This window comes from Paenibacillus sp. RC73 (assembly GCF_044908085.1).
Taxonomy (GTDB): Bacteria; Bacillota; Bacilli; order Paenibacillales; family Paenibacillaceae; genus Paenibacillus; species Paenibacillus terrae_A.
In genome coordinates this window covers 551,951-569,756 of record NZ_JBIYCV010000003.1, presented here as the reverse complement: position 1 = coordinate 569,756, position 17,806 = coordinate 551,951, and the positions used below count along the sequence as shown (strand labels likewise).

The window sequence follows — 17,806 nt, the reverse complement described above, 5'->3', positions numbered from 1 at the left end:
ATACTTTGTCATTAACGAACAAGTGGAGCATCCACCAACGGGTTGACTGTTCTGAGGTCAATAACAACCTGCTTTTCACCGCCTGACCTCGGTAAAACCGGGTTTCCCGGTGAAAAACGATATGAAATGACCGAAACATCCATATGGCTGTAACCTATCATCCGTGTAAGGATCGGCAGCGTATCGTCCACGGATTCATCATCCAGTACCGTCACATGCAGCGGCTTACGACGTAACCAGGCAAGTATGCTCAATGAACGCATCACCCACTCCACACGTTCTCCGTCATTAGAAGTAATGACAATATAACGGGTCGGCCATTGATCCGAAGATAACGCACGCACATCGTCGCCATTGCGATAGGCTTGAACCGCTTGCCGTATATACATAAGATGCACGACTGCGGCTCCCAGACCATATATAAGCAATATCCAAACCAAATGAGCCATCACGAAGGTTCCACCTCCTCCTATAGCGACAATATATGCCGTATAACAGGAAGAGGTGTCACGGTTATGTACTGGGTTTCAAAGACTACACTTTACAGCGTAACCCATCCGTATTTGATTGAGTTAATAACCGCTTGTGTCCGGTCATCAACCTCCATTTTTTGCAAAATACTGCTGACATGGTTTTTGACCGTTTTTTCACTAATGAATAAATATTCACCGATCATCTTGTTGCTCTTGCCTTCTGCCATTAAGCGCAACACTTCAGCCTCACGACGGGTCAGTGGGTTATTTTCGCCTGCGACGAACTTCACGCCAGCTTCCTTGGTATGACCTTCAGCCATAGCCCCGGTTTCATTCAGGTACGTCATCCGACGGAGCTGCTGAATGAGTTTACCCGTTACCTTCGGATGAATAAACGCATACCCTTCATGTACAGAGCGAATCGCGTTAATGAGGGACTCGGCCTCCATATCTTTTAACAGGTAGCCGTTAGCTCCCTTGCGCAACGTCTCGAATACATAGCTTTCATCATCATGAATGGACAGAATGATAACTTTGACATCCGGGAACATCTCACGCAGTTTTTCAGTTGCCTCTACACCGTTTTCAATAGGCATATTAATGTCCATCAGAACGATATCCGGCTTCTCTACATTACAGAACTCCAACACCTGAATACCATCGCCACATTCGCCGATGACCTCAATGTCGTCCTCCATATTCAAAATACGTTTAAGCCCTTCACGGAACAACTGATGATCGTCCGCCAAGAGTACTTTAATGGGTGCGTTACTAATTTCCTGATTTTCCATGTTGTTACTCCTTTCCCTTTTCCACGTTGGTTGGGATATGAATCACTATCTTGGTGCCTTGATTCTCAGCTGATTCGATCTCCATTCTCCCCTCGAGCAGTTCAACCCTTTCCCGCATACCAATCAGACCAAAATGCCCATGATCTTTGCTTTTCTGCTGAAAAAGCTCTGGCTTAAAGCCCAGACCGTTATCCTGCACCACGATTTTTACAAGCTGCGCCTGATAAGTAATCTCAACAAGCACATAGGTAGGATAAGCATGCTTGGCAGCGTTGGTCAAAGCTTCTTGGATCAGACGGTAAATGGCTGCTTCCATCGCGGAAGAGAGACGGTGTTCCTTGCCCCTTGTTTCAAAAAGCGATCTAATCTTCGTTTTCTCTTCAAAATCCTGCACATATTTCCGGAGCGTCGGAACAAGTCCCAAGTCATCCAGGGCCATAGGACGCAGATTGAAAATAACCTTTCGCATTTCCTCAAGACTGGAGCGAACCTGTTTCTTCAAGTCTACTATTTCGTCCTGAACCATCTTAAATTCCTGCTTGGCGATCATTCTTTCCACAATTTCCGTCCTAAGCACTAGATGCGCAAGAAGCTGTGCAGGTCCATCGTGAATTTCACGGGATATCCGCTTGCGCTCCTCTTCCTGGGCTAAAATAATTTTCAGACCAATAAACTGCCGGTTTTTGGCCGATTCGATGATCCGCGTTACTTGTCCCAACTCACCCGACAAGTATTCCAGCACGACGCCCATCTGCGAACCGATGGTTTCGGCCCGCTCGACAGAGGCCTCGACACTTTTAGCCCGCTTTTGAAGATCATCTCTTCTGGCCTTGAGGTACATTTCCTTCTCGCGAAAGATCATCACATCGAGCTGAAGCTGTGTTGCTTTCTCGTAAGCCTGCTTGATATCCTCTTCCGAATAGCGGACAAAGTCACGGCTGACCTCAGTCAGCCGAATACGGGACCGCCGATAGTTCATTTCCAACTGGTCCACCTTTTCAATCGTTTCTGCCGTTTCCTTCAGGACGCTCTGGAGTTCCTGATTTAATGTGATCAGCTCGGTCCGGGCCGTGTCCAAAATTTCGAACATCTGATATTTACTGTTCTCCATCACCTGAATGGCATTCTTAATGACTCGGTCTATGATATCGGCTTGAAAGTCCACAAATGTTCTACTCCAATCCTAGCATTTCAAGTATATATCATACCATATCATGACTGGAGGGTGATGGTCTTCGTTTCTTGTTCCCATTTTACAGTCATTCCTAACTGCTCTGACACGAGTCTTAATGGGACTAAAGTCCTGCCACCTAACACAATGGGCGCTACATCAGTGCTCTGACGCTTGCCGTTCATGACGACTTCTTTTTTACCCACCGTCAAATCCATCAGCACACCGCCACGCATAATCGTAATCCGCTGATCGCCTGCGTTCCACTTGGCTTGCCCGCCAAAAGCGTCCAGCACGTACTTGATCGGTACATACGTTGAACCGTTGCGGGTCATCGGAGCCGCATCAATTGTTGTTAGCGTCCCGTTCACGGTCATTGACTTTTGTCCGATTGCCATTTGAGCCGTTCCTTTTTTGAGTCCTTCGGTTCCGACCGTTCCCGGTGTATTAAAAGAAATATTATCAAAAGCAATATTACCTGTTTTAGCACGCTCATCCTGACCTTCAGCGACATTGACTACATACAGGCGCTTGAGCTTCGCCGGATATGAGATATTCAAACCGCTCATGTCTGCGTTAATTGTTTTCCAGCCGTTCCAGTCGATCACTTTGGCCAGGTCTATATATGCCGTTTTGCCTTGGGCATCTTCCAGCTCCGCCCGCAACCAGTTCAGGCTCTTATCTCCTCTAACATCAATCGAGATGGATGTAGCCGCTTGTTCAAGCGTTTTGCCAGTTGTACCGTTCAGCTGGGCGTAAGCATACATGTTACCACTGCCGTTCGTCATGTCATAATTCAGCTCAAGCACTTTGGAATTGGCATGGTCGCCATCTCCTTGTGCAACAGCCGCTGTGCCAGTAACGCCTTCCACATTCGAAGTAAAGTCAACCGGATACGAAACATTTTCGAAGTTCTCCCAGTTGTTTGTGCTCGCCCCGTCAGCAGACAGGAAGACGACAGCGCTGAAACCATCGTAGCGACCGATGGCATAGCCCGTTTTCACACCCGCATCTACCGTATTTACCGTAAGTTGATTGTCCTTAACACTTCCCTTAAAGCCGATGAACTCCCATTTGAGCGCATCTGACGAAATGCTGACGCTCTGGCCGTCTTTCGTCTTTGCAGTTACCGGAACCGCAATTTTAGCTCCTGCCGTAAGCGATCCTGTGCCACTGCCTGCTGTAAGTGATGAAATTTCATCTGCTCCCAGCACAGTAACCTTGGTTGTAGCACTGGCTGAGCCACTGGACGCCGTCAACGTAGCTGTCCCTGGTTTGGCTCCCTTCACAACCCCGCCACTCACCGACACGACGGACGGGTTGCTCGATTTCCACGTCACTTGTACATTCGAGGTATCGAACGGATTGTAGTAGGTATCATAGCCTTTAAAAGAATAGCTTCCGGTCTGACCAATAAGCAGCGTTTTATTGCCTTTAATCGTGAAGCCTTTGAGCGTCCCTTTAGGCGCACTGGTGTACACACCCACACCGTTTACTACGCTCCGTTGCTCCGTACCGTATTCCGTATTGAACGTAAGTCCTGCTGTCGTATCTCCCAAATCACGGGTTACCATCGTGGTGGAGCCTCCCCCATCCAGGTTCATACCCTTCCAGACACCAATATCTTTCATCAGCGTTTGCAACTCACTCAGGGATACACCCACGCTGTTCCCGTTCTTCTCAACGGCAATGACGTAAGCGTAACGCTTGTCACGGGAATATCCCAAAGCCGTCCGCGCCCGCGTCCCGCCTATGCTCGTTGTACTGCGGGAAAACGAAGTTTTCTGACCGTCATTCACCAATATGGTGTGTCCGCCAATCATCATCTGGAGATTGGAAGGATCCACCTCACTCCCTGTCGATTTGACACGAAGATGATAGCTGGTTTCTACCGTTTCTCCCACTGTCAGATGGGCTTTGACATAATCGGCCGCTTTGCCGTGAGTACGTAAAATATAGCCGTCCTGTGGCACAGTCATATTCAACGTAGCATTGTTGGAAATTTGTGTAACCACACCATTTTGCACCAACACCTCGGTAGGCGTTGTTGAGCTGTTTTTCGGCCGCTCAATTGCTTTCCAGGCAGATGTATAAATATACATTGCGTTGGAATGACTATAGCTGCTTCCACTTGTTTCAGGCGAATACGAAGCCTTATTCATCCCCGTTAAAGGGAAAGTTGATCCATCCCCGGCTTTTACTGTGCCTTCAAAGGTAAACTGCTCTACCATTGGGGAACCGTCCTTGGTTACTGCAAAAGCATACATCCCCGTTAAATCGGACGGAGTAGACATCAATACCCCCTTCGATACTTGTCCACCAATCGGGGCACCCTCGCTGGAGGTATTAAAATAATCTCCGTTCACACCAGCGACTGCTCCAGTCTCTTTTGCCATACCACCTGTGCTTTGACGGGTTGTGAACTGTCCATTTTTCCCGGTCATAACATCCAGCTTGACATACGGATTTTGCAAGTCTACCCGGACGATATCAGCTAACGCTGTTCCTTTGGAGCCTTTAAAACGATAATTCATCAATGTTGCACCAGAAGTAATTATTTCTTCCCCCAACTTTACAGTTGAACCGGAAGCTGCACTCGCAATCGGCGCAGATATCCAGTCGTTTAACGGAATCAGGGCGCCTGTTCCGGCTACGGGTCCAACCCACAATACTCCCGCCAGTGTCAAAACAGCCCATCTTTTAGCGATCCCTCTGCCATCTACCTTCTCATTGCCTTGTTTCCTATTACCTAAAACCATATGGATGATAGCTCTCCCATCTTCATTGTATTCAAACGGACTTTTCCGATCATGTACTCTAAACTCTATCAAATAAACAAAAAAAGCCTCTTATGTTAATAGACTTATTATAAAGGCAAAAGTTACGAAAATCCCGTTAACTATTTCATAAAACACAAACTATAAATTGACGAATGCATAATCAGCACACTATAATACACATGAACTAACAAGTTCAAATAATACTAATCAGTTCAGGTCTAATTTTTGTGACCTATCGTGGAGGTTTGAAATCATGAATAAACAACGGGCACTCATCGTACTTACTTTATCCCTGAGCATAGCGACCGCTGGATGTTCCAGCGTGGAGAAAGATGCCACTCTAAGCTCAGCTGCACAGCCAACCGTTGTGCGTACTGCAGTTGTCAAATCCTCTCCGCTCTATACTGCCTATAACTTGTCAGGCACTCTTCAGGCTTATGAGGAGCACACACTGGCTTTTCAAAATGGAGGTACTGTAGCCAGTGCATATCTCACTGTCGGCACTGCTGTACAGAAGGGCGGCATTATTGCTCGTTTGGATGACGCTGACTACAAGCTTCAGGTAGCGCAGGCGACAGCCTCCATCCTGGAGGCGCAGGCTGGGATAGATAACGCACAGGCTAACCTACAGGCTGCTGCCTCTGCGATTCAATCCGCCGATGCTGGTATCACAGGTGCTCGCGCGAATGTCAACAAGGTCAATAAAGGTGCACGTGCTCAAGAGAAGCAGCAAGCGCAAGCCGCTGTAGATAAGGCGCAAAGCGCTTATAACAAGGCCAAGACGGATAGCGAGCGTACACAGAAGATGTTTGAGGCAGGCGCTGCTACCGCGTCGGATAACGAGAATGCCCGCCTGAATGCTACGGCAGCCCAGAAAGATCTGGAGCAAGTCAAGGAATCCCTGTCCCTTTTGCTGGAAGGGGCTACAGCCGAAGATCATCAATCCGCCCAGGCTTCCTTTCAGGATGCGCTTGCAGGTAAAAGCAAAGCTTATGCTGCCATTGAACAGGCGGAGGCTTCCAAAAAACAAGCCAGTGCCAACTACGAAAAAGCCCTTGTCGCCAAGGGGCAAGCAGAACTCGCACTTTCACGTACCCGTCTAATTTCTCCTGTGAACGGCGTTATTTTAGGCAAAAGCGTGAATACAGGTGACTTGGTCGCTTCAGGCCAGGCCATCTATCGCATAGGCTCCATTGATCGTCTCAAGGTACTACTTCCGGTACCGGACAGTGAAATCAGGGATTGGAAAAAAGGGCATCCGGTGAATGTGGTGCTATATGAAGAAAGCCGCCAAGGTACGGTGTCCAACATCTATCCTTCAACCAGTACCGATACGGGAAGAGTTAACGTAGAGGTCGTTATAAACAATCTGCAGCGAGACTGGTTACCCGGTCAGGTCATTAAAGCTGCTCAGCAGGTGACAGACAAGAACGGCATTCTCGTTCCCGCCGAAGCGGTCATTAACACGGGAAGCAAGCCTTTTATTTTCAAAGATGTTAAAGGGAAAGCTGTTAAAACACCCGTAGAGCTTGGCGATCAGGTTGTAGAAAATCAATTGCAAATCGTATCCGGCCTTCGTGAAGGCGAACGTATTGTCATTAAAGGGTCGGAAAACCTGTTTGATGGAAATGCGATTCAGTCGGAGGAAGGCAGGCGCCCATGATTGAGTATATCGTAAAAAAACGGAAAATTACGTTGCTGTTTTTTGTCATGCTGATTTTAATTGGGGCTTTCGGATTTTTCCAGTTGCCGAAGCAGGAAATGCCAGATGTCACGATCCAGAATGCTATGGTAACAACAGTCTACCCTGGCGCTTCACCACAAAAAGTAGAACAAACCGTAACCAAAGAACTGGAAAAACGCATCAAGGAAGTGGAAGGCGTTAAAACGATTAATTCGACTTCTGGTAACGGATTCTCCTCTATTTTAATCGAATCCAAAAATGGAGTTGATCCTCAAACGGTTTGGGATAATATGCGAAAAAAAGTACAGGATGCGCAAGCTGATCTTCCCCAAGGTGCTGAAACACCTGTTGTGAATGATAAGCTGACCAGCTCGTTTATCGGCTCCTATGCCCTGGTCGCTGACTCTCCTGCACCGCTGTATAAACTAAATGATTTGACCACAACGTGGAAAGATCAGCTCAATACATTATCAGGTATATCAAGTGTCAAGTTCAATGGTCTTCCTGACCAGGAAGTACGTGTCCAAATCGACAATCAGAAGCTTCAGCAGTACCATCTGTCGTGGGGGCAGGTCGCACAAGCAATCCAGTCACAAATTGATCGGGTTCCTACCGGTGATATTGAATACAACGGACGCACCTTTCAACTCATTGTCAGAGAAACCCAAAAAGCCGAAGAATTAAATCAGGCCATTCTGACACGTACAGAGGAAGGGGCTCCTGTGTATTTGCGAGATGTCGCTACAACGGAGCTGACACATCCCCAAGCAGAATACTTTGCCTATGTTGGGGGTAAACCAGCCATTACGCTAAACATTGGAGCAGAAAAAGGTACAGACGTCCCGCCTATGAGCGAAAAGGTCAATACCAAGCTCAAAGAGCTGGAGAAAACACTTCCCGAAGGTGTTCGCCTTGAAACTCTTTTTGCACAAAAGGATCAGGTAGATCATATCTTCGAGGACTTAAAACGTGAAACGATTCTTGCGATTGTGGCTGTTATTCTCGTTTGTATGCTGGGCTTGAATTTGCTTACCTCTGCTTTTGTCGCACTAGCGATTCCGATTTCGGTTGCGATTGCTATTATCTTTTTGCCTATGCTCGGTATTACACTCAATCAAATTTCCGTTGTCGGTCTGATCATTGTACTTGGCATACTCGTCGATGACGCCGTAGTGGTCAATGATAATATTGAGCGGAGACTTACGGAATTAGGAGAATCGCCTACAGATGCAGCTATAAAAGGAACCAAAGAGGTGATGCTTTCTATTTTGGTTGCCACACTGGCTACCATCTCGGCCTTTGCTCCACTGTTGTTTCTACCCGGAAATGTAGGGGCATTCATCAAGCCCATTCCCACCATTGTTTCTCTGACCATGCTTGCCTCCATGATCATGTCACTCACCATCATCCCTATTTTCCGAGAATGGTATGAGAAACGCAGACAGACTCGTCACCCTAAGGGTAAAACTAAACCGGCAGGCTTGTTGGGCCAACAGATTCAGTCTTTAAACAAGCTGTATTCACAAAAGTTGATGCCCAAAGTCATTAAGCGTCCCTTGCTGACTGCAATGGCAGGACTCATGCTCGGAACAGCCGCTTATGGATTGGTTCCTTTTACCTCAGTTGAACTCTTTCCTGAATCGGAGGACCCTCATGTCGCATTAAATATAAAGATGCCTATAGGCACCTCCGTTATAGAAACAGACCAGATCGTCAAAGACATTGCAGGCTGGATAAAGAAGCAACCCGAAACCTCCAAGGTCGTCTACAGTGCCGGAGGAACTGCACCGCAGTTATATAGTGACATTAATAGTTCGGGTGGAGATATTAGATATGATGAGACCGTAGGACAAATTGCCGTCGTCGGCAAACAAAATATTTTTGATCTCGATACGACAGTTGATGCTTGGGAACAGCATGTTAAAAAGTCCTACCCTGGAACTACAGTTACGACGTATGTTCCACGTCTGGGAGTCCCGGTGGGTAAGCCCGTTTCTATCCGGATTTCAGGTCAGAATCTGAATCAGCTGCAAACCCTTTCCCAAAAAGTAAAAGAGCAGATCGCCACAGTAGAGGGTACAACCGGCATCGTGGATGATATAGGAATTGAAAGATATGCACTGGATTTGCAGGTTAACAAGCAAGCCATGGATCAATATCTGGTAAGCTACACAGATCTGACCCGTACTCTGCTTCTATTAAAAGAAGGGGCTAAAGTTAGCCAATTTGATACAGGTAACGATCTGGTGGATATTAAATTGTATTTGAATCATAGCAACGAGGAGCCCAGCGCGCTTTTCCAACAATTAAGTGTAGTCAATTCAGCCGGTGTGCAGATTCCGTTAAACCAGCTCGTACTGCTTAAGCCATCATTTGCTATTCAGCAAATCAAGCATTACAATATGGAGCGGACGATTACGGTGGAAGCCGACTTGAACGGGCGAACTGCAAGCGAAGCGATGGTGGATGTAGAAAGCAAACTGGCACAAATGAAGTTCCCTGAAGGATATAAATGGGAAGTGGGCGGTGAAACCTCCGATCAGTCCACCATATTCGGGGATTTAGGGAAGCTGGCGATTGTTGTAGTCTTGCTTATTTTACTCTTGATCACTATGCAATTTTATTCTCTCTCCATTCCTATTATCATTATGACGACAGTGTACTTGGCAGCAGCCGGCGGCATTATTGGTATTTTCCTGACAGGTATGCCTATCGGATTTATGAGCATCATGGGAATTATCGCGCTGGCGGGAATTGTAGTGCGAAACGGAATTGTGTTAATTGAGTTCATCGAGGATGCCCGGCATGAGGGAATGGAGTTGAAAGAAGCTGTGATAAGAGCAGCCGCTGCCCGTTTTAGACCCATTTTATTGACTTCTCTGGCTGCAATAGTAGGTATGATTCCGTTAGCCCTATTGGGAAGCCTGCTCTTTAAACCACTGGCGTTTACCGTCATTTTCGGATTGTTATTCTCGACTTTTTTAACCCTGTTTGTAGTACCATCATTGTATATGATCATGGCCAAGTTCAAGATGCACCGTCAGCTCAAAAAACAGCAACACACGGCTATCACACCCGATCAACCTTTGTAGTTGCATGTAGTGAAGTATATACTGTCGGATTGAACCCTAGGGGGAAGTAAGTATGGAAAGCAAAAAAAATGATATCTTACAGGCAGCCATTCGGCTGTTTTCCAGAAAAGGCTACTATTCAACATCTGTTGAAGAGATCGCAAAAGAAAGTGGGATGGCAAAGGCATCCTTTTATAAATATTTTCAGGGAAAAGAAGAACTGCCTCTAGAAATGTGCATTATCCTAGAGAAAAATATTGAACAGGATATCCGGGCACTTTACAGTAAACCTGATCTCACTAATCATGATAAACTGCACGGTTTTGCCGTTCTTTATTTGAAAAACCTCGTTGAAAACAAAGTGTATCTCATGATGGATCTTCCTGAGCCGTCCATGCTTATTTTTCAAAATGAGCAACTCAATGGCGCCTTTGAACAACATGAGTACAAGCTGTACAAATGGGTACGTGACTGTCTGATTGATGTTTTCGGACCGGAGATTGAAGATCATGCATGGGATATGACCTTTGTGCTAAAAAGTGTTGTATTTGAATATATTCGCTTCTTTGCCGATCGGATGAATGATGAAACGATTGAGCAGCTTGCGCAATTCATCATCTTCTTATCCAATTCCTTGGTTGCCAGCCTGAAGAGTACCGATTCGGCCTCTCATTTGTGGAGCAATCAGGGTTGGTTACCTGAAAGCATTCTAAGCAATCCCTTTGATCAGGGCCGCCAGATTAACGGCCTTCTCTACTCTCTGGAGGACAGTATTCTGCTGTCTTCATGGAGTTCGAGGGAAAAGCAGGAGTACCAGCAAATTGCGACTCTATTAAAGGAAGAAGCTTTGAAAGCGAATCCCCAAATGGGTCTTTTAAAAGCTCTTTTCTCATATTTGGAGCAGCGTAAGGAGCTGAAAAAAGTTTGTCATTTGCTCCAAAAGCTGTTGAATCTTACACCCCCAACAGAGTAGTAGGCGCTAGAAATTCATCACAGCTATTCACAACTTAGCTTGTAGAATACATCAAAAAAAGACTGCTCATGTAAATCATGAGACAGTCTTTTTTTGGTTATTGCTTATATTTGATAGCATATGAGAAATTACAGACCGGCTTGCACTCTCAGAGCGTCAGCTTTGTCTATGCTCTCCCATGGCACATCCAGATCTGTACGACCAAAGTGACCGTAAGCAGCCGTTTGCTTGTAAATTGGACGACGCAGATTCAGCATTCGAATGATACCTGTGGGGCGAAGATCAAAATTGTTACGAATCAGTTCAACGAGCTTCTCGTCGCTTACTTTCCCAGTACCGTATGTATCGACGCTAATCGAAACTGGTGTAGCTACACCAATGGCATAAGCAAGCTGAATTTCCACTTTATCTGCCAATCCGGCTGCAACTAGGTTTTTCGCTACATAACGGGCAGCGTAAGCTGCGGAACGGTCCACTTTGGTCGGATCCTTACCAGAGAATGCTCCCCCGCCATGACGCGCATAACCACCATACGTATCTACAATAATTTTGCGGCCTGTTAGACCTGCATCCCCTTGAGGTCCGCCAATAACAAAGCGACCTGTTGGATTAATGTAATACTTGGTTTGCTCATCCAGCAATTCCGCAGGAACAACTGGCAAAATAACCTTTTCCTTGATGTCTGCTTGAATTTGCTCCAACGTAGTATCTTCTGCATGCTGCGTAGAAACTACAATGGCATCAATACGAATTGGCTTGCCATTTTCATACTCTACCGTTACCTGGGTTTTACCATCCGGGCGAAGGTACTTTAATGTTCCATCCTTGCGCACTTCGGCCAAGCGGCGTGCAATACGGTGAGACATGGCGATAGGCAACGGCATCAACTCAGGTGTTTCATTCGTAGCAAAACCGAACATCAACCCTTGATCGCCTGCTCCAATGTTTTCCGTTTCTTTATCTACTTCAGCAGGATCACGGCTTTCCAGAGCAGCGTTAACCCCTTGAGCGATGTCCGGCGATTGTTCATTCAAAGAAGTCAATACAGCGCAAGTATTATAATCAAAGCCGTATTTCGCACGTGTATAGCCAATTTCCTTAATCGTATTGCGTACAATGGATGGAATATCCACGTATTCCGATTTGGAGCTGATTTCACCAATGACGAGAACGAGACCAGTAGCTACTGATACTTCACACGCTACCCGTGCATTAGGGTCGTTAGCCAAAAAGGCGTCCAATACGGCGTCGGAAATCTGATCACAGATTTTATCCGGATGACCTTCTGTTACAGATTCAGACGTAAACAAATGACGGCCTTTTACAGACATGAATTTCAACCTCCCACAATTAAAATACATGAGGACTTATATAAAATCCTGACATGGCAATGGCATTAGCCAGACACTCTCACGCCAACATGTGGCTGGAAAATGACTTCTATACCTGATTAACAAAAAATGAACCTTTTCCGGTAGGAAAAGGTTGCGTACAAGCCTCAAATGCCATGATATCCTATTTAAAACAAGGTGTCAATTCATATCACTCAATTACAAAGGGCAAAACTAAGGCAAATTGACAAGAAATAAATTTCTGATCCACATGAGGATAGCCTTATTTTAAAAACGATTGCACGTCAAAATCAGTAAAAATTATTGCAACTTACAAGGTACCAAATTCAGATAAGCTGCGTTCGGCAGATTGTACCAATCGCTTGGTAATTTCACCACCTACAGAGCCATTCTGTCTTGATGTCAAATCGCGCCACTCCACATTTGCGTTTCCTTTAAACTCGCCCAACTCCGCAGCAAACTCACTGTCTGCACTCGGATGTATATGCGCATATTGGGGATTATAAACAGGAAGCCCAAACTCAGCAGCAATTTCATACTTCAAATCATGTAATCTGGTACGGCTTTCGGGAATCAATCGTCTTTGACCTCTTGATGCCATCGTACACACCTCCATCAATTGTATTTTCTTTCATGAGGTTAGTGTGCAGCGTTTGGAGTCAGCTTAGCCAAGAACAATTTTCTATCCTAAGAAGTATTTACGAAAAAGAACATTCCAACATACAACCTATTGGAGAGTATAACCGCCACGTACCATGACGACCAGGCCAAACTTCTGGCCTTCTTTTACCTGAATACCTCTTCCTTCTCTAGGAAAGGATAGTAAATGATTTTTCTCAACCGCCTGATTATGGACAATTTCTGTTCCAGAAGTGATATCAATAGCTCCGCTGGCATCCATAGTATAAACAACAGCATTCCCGTTACGTAAAATAAATTCCGCTCCAACTTTGGCAATCAGCTTTTGACCAGGCTTTACATCAACAACCTTCAATTCCTCGGTCTGTTCCACAGCTGTGGAAGCTTTACCTGAGCTAGAAGCTCCAGCTGTCGTGGCGTTAGAAGTAGCATTTGTGGTGGGGGCTGCTGAGCTAGTCGTTTTACTATTAGTGCTACTTGCTGATGCTCCACCTTTGATTGCCGCAGCGATTTTCTGGTCAACATAGCTTTTGGTTACGACTGGATCATCAGCTGTACCTGGTTGTCCGGAGCTGGAGGCTCCATTAACTGAGTTGTTCATTAAGGAGCCTGCAACTATCCCTCCTCCAAGCAAAACTGCTGCCAGCGATACTTTGTAGCGTGATTTCATGTAAATCCTCCTACAGCAGGTTAATGCATCTGTAAAAAAAAATTATATTAGCATTATTATTGGCTTGCTCCAGAAGAACCGCCTTGCATAGCCCAAGGCTTGTCATAAGCCAGCTTCAACGTATCAATACTTGTAACTAAATCCTCAGCTTGTTGTTCTGCGGTAGTCACTTTCAGATTGGCTTCATAAACCTGGAGCTCGGTCGCCAAACCTACATCAAATTGCTTTTTAGCCATATCGGCCGCACTTCTAGCGCTCACTAAACCAGCTTGAATTTGAGAATACTGACTTTCCAAACCTTTAATGTTGTTATAAATTGATCTTACAAGTCCTTCGAGCTGTTTCTTTGTTCCCTCAGTAGCATACTGAGCTTTTTCAACGTTAAGCTGTTCAGCTTCGTAAGGCGTATTTCCAGAAGCATTAAAATTATAAAGCTTTAGGCTTAATTCAGCTAAATCCACTTGTTGCTCACTTAACCAAATAGCAGTGCTGCTAGTAAGTACCTGGCTTACCTTAGTTTCCACATTATCTTTAAATTCAGAATAGACAGGCTTATCCTTTAATTCATAACGTTGCTCCGGTTTATAGCCAATCGCTTGATTCAAAGATATATACGCACTGTCCAGATCTTTTTTAGCCTTATCTAAAGCAGCTTGATTTTGAGTCAACTGGTTGGTTGCTTGAGTGACCTCATAGTCACTTGACATTTGATTGTCTCTTTTAATTTGTGCGACTTTCAGCTTGCGCTCGGCATCTTCAATATTCAATGCAGTTAGCTTAACTGCATTTTGCTTTTGAAGAAGCTTGTTATAAAGATCCTTCACGTTGTATTGAATGCCTTCCTTAGTCATCTCTAAGTTTTTCTTTGTAGTCTCATAGTTAAGATTTGTTTGAGCATAACCTTTGAAGGCTTTATCAGAGGCTTCAACACCGGCTTCAGCAGGAACAAAGTCAATATTTTTGCCTGCTTCTTTCATGATTTTCCCAGCTTGATCAATACTGGTTTCTCCTGATTTAACTGAGGTACTATCAGCTATAGCCAGTTTAACTGCATCATCGTAGCTCAAAGAATCATTATAGTAGGTATCATACGTAACTTTAGTCACAGGAGCTGTGAAAGGCTTACTGGATAAGCTGTTGGCTTGATCACCAGCAGTGCTTCCATCAGCTTGATTTAAAATAGTTACCGTCCGAGTAGTCTTATCCCAATTTACTTTGGCGCCTAATGATTGGCTCACAAAGCGCAGAGGAACGAACACTTGACCCTTTTGAATTTGAGTAGCTGCATCGAGTTGTACAGGAGCACTATTCTTATAAGCAAGTTTAGAACCAACATTCAAAGTTAAGGTATCATCATTTTTGGATGCAATTACTTTTTTAGCTTTGCTATCCCACTCCACTTGTGCTCCCAGGCTTTCAAAAACCCCGCGAAGAGGCACTAAGGTTGTACTTTGACTAATCACTGGGGACTGTGTATATTGCTGAGTTACACCGTTAATAATAACCTTTATATTACCTGTTTGAGCCCCTGCAAGATTGGCAAATGCAGAAGAAAGAACCAATGTGGAAAGTACCGCCACTCCAAAACGTTTCATAATTTCTCTCCTTTGTCAATAAGGCTAATAAAAGAAAAGGGCTCCAAAAGGAACCCTTTTCTCATCTAATTCAGTTAACTCAAAAGAGCTGCTCTTAAATTAGTTGTTGTTTTCAACAGTTACTGTTTTCGCAGTTGCATCATAGTTGATGGATGCATCCAACGCTCTGCTTACCCAGAAGATAGGCAGTACAGTACGGTTTTTGTTAGTTACAGCTTTAACGTCCATACGAACCACAGAACCGTTAATTGTCAACAGGTTAGTGTTCAGTTTGATTTGAGCAACGCGGTCACCTTTAATCAGGGTAACTGTGGAAGTTGCTTTGTCAAACAGGATGTTTTGTTGGGATACACCCAGAGCTTCAGCTGCATAACGTACTGGCAAGTAAGTGCGTCCGTTTTCAGCATAAGCAGCTACATCAGCTGTTTTAGATTCGCCGTTCACTGTGTAAGCAGTGCTTCCCAGTGTGAATACAGCTTTGGATTTAGTAGCACCTGGAGCTGGAGTTCCAACAGTTGCGATTGCTACTTCAGCAGCTGCAGTGTTGTTGTCTTTCCAGTTTTGAGTGTTGTCAGTTGCGCCTTTGTATGCAGTGTAAGAAACAGCGCTACCTTTCAGCTTAGCAACGATGTCGCCTTGAGCTACAGTACGGTCAACAGTCAGCTTAGGAGCCGAGATTGTGATTGTACTTGGAGTAGCACTTTCGCTATCGATGTAGAAGCTCAGACGGCCTTTGTTGCTTTCGCCGTAAGTATCAGTAGATACGCTCTTCACTTTAACGTCACCAGCTGTAACTTTCACTTCTGGAGTAGCAGCAAAGCGTACGCCTGTTGGCAATTCCAAGATTACTTCACGGCTACCATCTTTCTTAACGAAAGCTTCTTTAGCTGCTTCAGTAATTGTGATGTCGCCAACTTGTTGGTCGCCCAGACCGATTGTCAGAGTTGGTTTGGATGCAGCAGCCAAAGTAACAGCTTGCTTCACAGCTGCAACCTTAACAGTACCGCTCAGACCTTGGCTACCAGCAACATCAACGTTCAGGTCACCGGAGAAACCTGGTTGTGTAGCAACTTCAACGTTTTTCAGTTTCAAAGTACCAGCGTCAGTAGTGCTGTTAGCGTTCTTGAAGGTCAATTTCAAAGTACGTTTGTCAGAGTCAGTATAGGAAACCTCTGCTCCACCCAAGCCGTTAGTGTTCTCCATAGAACCGGAGAAGTTGCTTCCAGGGTTGTTGCTTTCAAAAGTTGACTGCCAACGAGCACCTTCAGGCAGACGCAAAGTTACAGTACGTCCTTTTACAAAGGAATTAGCAACAGTTTCTTTAATTACGATATCACCAATTTTTTGCTCATCATGACCAGCAAGAATTGTTGTTGGAGTAGCAACGGAAACGCCACCACCGATTTGACCATAGCTACCAACTACAAGGGAGCTAACGTCAGTCGTTGCGTTACCAGAGATACTAACAGTAACATCGCCCTCTTTAGCACTGTTTTCATCATCAACATAGAATCCTACAGGCAATTGGAAAGATGTTTGGTCGTCACTTACTGTTCTCAAAGACAAAGTAAGTGTATCGCCATCAGTAGAATACTTCACATCATCTGGCTTAATTGCTTTGTCTGTCTTAGAAGTATACAAAATAGTGGCTGGGGCTTTAGGAGCGGAGTCCCATTTGAAACCGCTAGGCAATTTCAATTTAATGTTGTTGGTACCCAAGGAACCAGCAGTTTCTTCTTTAACTTTCAAAGTTGCAGTAAAGTTTTCTTCACTGGAAACTGTATCAGCAGCAGACAAAGATACTTGACCAGAAGAAACTACGTTTGCAATTGTCGCTTCGCCGCTAGTAAAACCACTTGCAGAAGCTGCATCAATAGTAGCTTTTACAGGTCCATTGCTAGGTCCGTTAACATTGATTTTACCAAAGTTCATATAAAGATCAACGCTATCTTTAGAGTTAGTAAAGTTGAAAGTCACTCTTGCAGAGTTAGTAGTGAGCTTCTCTACAGTCAAACCTTCACCCGGAACATATCCAGTTTCTGCACGAGCAGCAGCATCATCATTGTTATCGCCTGGATCAATGTAAACGCCCAAACCATAAGTAGAATCAATAGCAGTAGGAACAACTCCAGGGTTAGTAGCAAATTCAAAGCCTTTAGGCAATGTAACAGTGAAAGATTCACCTTTACCAACAGAAGCTTGGCTTACGTTAACTTTTACTCTACCCAAAGTAAGAGGTGTAGTAGATTGGCTTGAACCAATGCTAGGAGTATTAACAGCAGTATAGCTAGAAGCTGCATGAACTGCAGTTGGGGAAGTCAGTGCTGCGATTGGAGCTGCAACACCAGCAACCAATGTTGCTGTTGCCAGCACGTTGATCATTTTTTTATTAAACTTTGTCATAACCTTTTTTTCTCCTCCTTGAATATAACCAGAAATATTATTTTTGTCTTTTTGTCGGATCTTGTCACTCATCAGTCGTTACACCTCCTTTCCGAGCTTTATGAGAACCCTTATAAAATGATATCTGTGACAATATCACAGAAGCTTGGAATCTAGTTGAAAGAAAGCGTCCATTTATGACGTACTCCAGTATTATACAATGTG

Annotated in this window: 12 protein-coding genes; 3 read left to right on the top strand and 9 right to left on the bottom strand. The window is 44.9% G+C overall.

Annotated elements, in window-relative coordinates; genetic code table 11:
- Positions 1–11: 11 nt before the first annotated feature.
- The 4 genes from ABH897_RS09440 to ABH897_RS09425 form a co-directional block, all read right to left on the bottom strand.
- Positions 12–449 (bottom strand): hypothetical protein, encoded by a 438-nt coding sequence (locus tag ABH897_RS09440; RefSeq protein WP_283656335.1) that lies wholly within the window; start codon positions 447–449, stop codon positions 12–14.
- A 92-nt stretch (positions 450–541) separates the two neighbouring features.
- Positions 542–1,264: a response regulator gene (locus ABH897_RS09435; protein ID WP_007432713.1), complete on the bottom strand. Its 723-nt coding sequence runs from the start codon at positions 1,262–1,264 to the stop codon at positions 542–544.
- 4 nt (positions 1,265–1,268) lie between these two features.
- Positions 1,269–2,429, bottom strand: coding sequence for a sensor histidine kinase (locus tag ABH897_RS09430; RefSeq protein WP_283653556.1), 1,161 nt, complete (start codon positions 2,427–2,429; stop codon positions 1,269–1,271).
- Positions 2,430–2,476: 47 nt separating this feature from the next.
- Positions 2,477–5,194 (bottom strand): stalk domain-containing protein, encoded by a 2,718-nt coding sequence (locus ABH897_RS09425; protein WP_404591682.1) that lies wholly within the window; start codon positions 5,192–5,194, stop codon positions 2,477–2,479.
- A 274-nt stretch (positions 5,195–5,468) separates the two neighbouring features.
- Between ABH897_RS09425 and ABH897_RS09420 the strand changes: the two genes are divergently transcribed.
- The 3 genes from ABH897_RS09420 to ABH897_RS09410 are packed head-to-tail and all read left to right on the top strand — an operon-like array spanning position 5,469 to position 10,943.
- The gene (locus ABH897_RS09420) at positions 5,469–6,878 is read left to right on the top strand and encodes an efflux RND transporter periplasmic adaptor subunit (protein WP_404591681.1); all 1,410 of its coding nucleotides are present in this window, start codon (positions 5,469–5,471) and stop codon (positions 6,876–6,878) included.
- Positions 6,875–9,991, top strand: a complete 3,117-nt coding sequence (locus ABH897_RS09415) for an efflux RND transporter permease subunit (protein ID WP_404591679.1) — start codon at positions 6,875–6,877, stop codon at positions 9,989–9,991. Before ABH897_RS09420 ends, ABH897_RS09415 begins: the two co-directional genes overlap by 4 nt.
- 52 nt (positions 9,992–10,043) lie before the next feature.
- Positions 10,044–10,943: a TetR/AcrR family transcriptional regulator gene (locus tag ABH897_RS09410; RefSeq protein WP_404519437.1), complete on the top strand. Its 900-nt coding sequence runs from the start codon at positions 10,044–10,046 to the stop codon at positions 10,941–10,943.
- A 128-nt stretch (positions 10,944–11,071) separates the two neighbouring features.
- Here the strand turns inward: ABH897_RS09410 and metK are convergent, their stop codons facing one another.
- From metK to ABH897_RS09385, 5 genes are all read right to left on the bottom strand, one after another.
- A complete protein-coding gene (gene metK / locus ABH897_RS09405) occupies positions 11,072–12,274 on the bottom strand; it encodes a methionine adenosyltransferase (protein WP_044648613.1) in 1,203 nt (400 codons plus the stop codon).
- 331 nt (positions 12,275–12,605) lie between these two features.
- Positions 12,606–12,896 (bottom strand): alpha/beta-type small acid-soluble spore protein, encoded by a 291-nt coding sequence (locus tag ABH897_RS09400; RefSeq protein ID WP_283653560.1) that lies wholly within the window; start codon positions 12,894–12,896, stop codon positions 12,606–12,608.
- 126 nt (positions 12,897–13,022) lie between these two features.
- Complete coding sequence (locus ABH897_RS09395; RefSeq protein WP_283653561.1) at positions 13,023–13,604, bottom strand: hypothetical protein; 582 nt, start codon at positions 13,602–13,604, stop codon at positions 13,023–13,025.
- Between the two features lie 56 nt (positions 13,605–13,660).
- Entirely contained in the window at positions 13,661–15,199 is a 1,539-nt protein-coding gene (locus tag ABH897_RS09390) for a stalk domain-containing protein (protein ID WP_404580897.1), read from the bottom strand.
- 99 nt (positions 15,200–15,298) lie between these two features.
- Positions 15,299–17,674: a copper amine oxidase N-terminal domain-containing protein gene (locus ABH897_RS09385; protein WP_404591677.1), complete on the bottom strand. Its 2,376-nt coding sequence runs from the start codon at positions 17,672–17,674 to the stop codon at positions 15,299–15,301.
- Between the last annotated feature and the right edge of the window lie 132 nt (positions 17,675–17,806).

Bases quoted from the DNA above. Each gene is read 5' to 3' on its own strand.
- metK (WP_044648613.1), bottom strand. From the start codon at position 12,274: ATGTCTGTAAAAGGCCGTCATTTGTTTACGTCTGAATCTGTAACAGAA.
- ABH897_RS09420 (WP_404591681.1), top strand. From the start codon at position 5,469: ATGAATAAACAACGGGCACTCATCGTACTTACTTTATCCCTGAGCATA.
- ABH897_RS09395 (WP_283653561.1), bottom strand. From the start codon at position 13,604: ATGAAATCACGCTACAAAGTATCGCTGGCAGCAGTTTTGCTTGGAGGA.
- ABH897_RS09400 (WP_283653560.1), bottom strand. From the start codon at position 12,896: ATGGCATCAAGAGGTCAAAGACGATTGATTCCCGAAAGCCGTACCAGA.
- ABH897_RS09390 (WP_404580897.1), bottom strand. From the start codon at position 15,199: ATGAAACGTTTTGGAGTGGCGGTACTTTCCACATTGGTTCTTTCTTCT.
- ABH897_RS09415 (WP_404591679.1), top strand. From the start codon at position 6,875: ATGATTGAGTATATCGTAAAAAAACGGAAAATTACGTTGCTGTTTTTT.
- ABH897_RS09385 (WP_404591677.1), bottom strand. From the start codon at position 17,674: ATGAGTGACAAGATCCGACAAAAAGACAAAAATAATATTTCTGGTTAT.
- ABH897_RS09440 (WP_283656335.1), bottom strand. From the start codon at position 449: ATGGCTCATTTGGTTTGGATATTGCTTATATATGGTCTGGGAGCCGCA.
- ABH897_RS09410 (WP_404519437.1), top strand. From the start codon at position 10,044: ATGGAAAGCAAAAAAAATGATATCTTACAGGCAGCCATTCGGCTGTTT.
- ABH897_RS09435 (WP_007432713.1), bottom strand. From the start codon at position 1,264: ATGGAAAATCAGGAAATTAGTAACGCACCCATTAAAGTACTCTTGGCG.
- ABH897_RS09425 (WP_404591682.1), bottom strand. From the start codon at position 5,194: ATGGTTTTAGGTAATAGGAAACAAGGCAATGAGAAGGTAGATGGCAGA.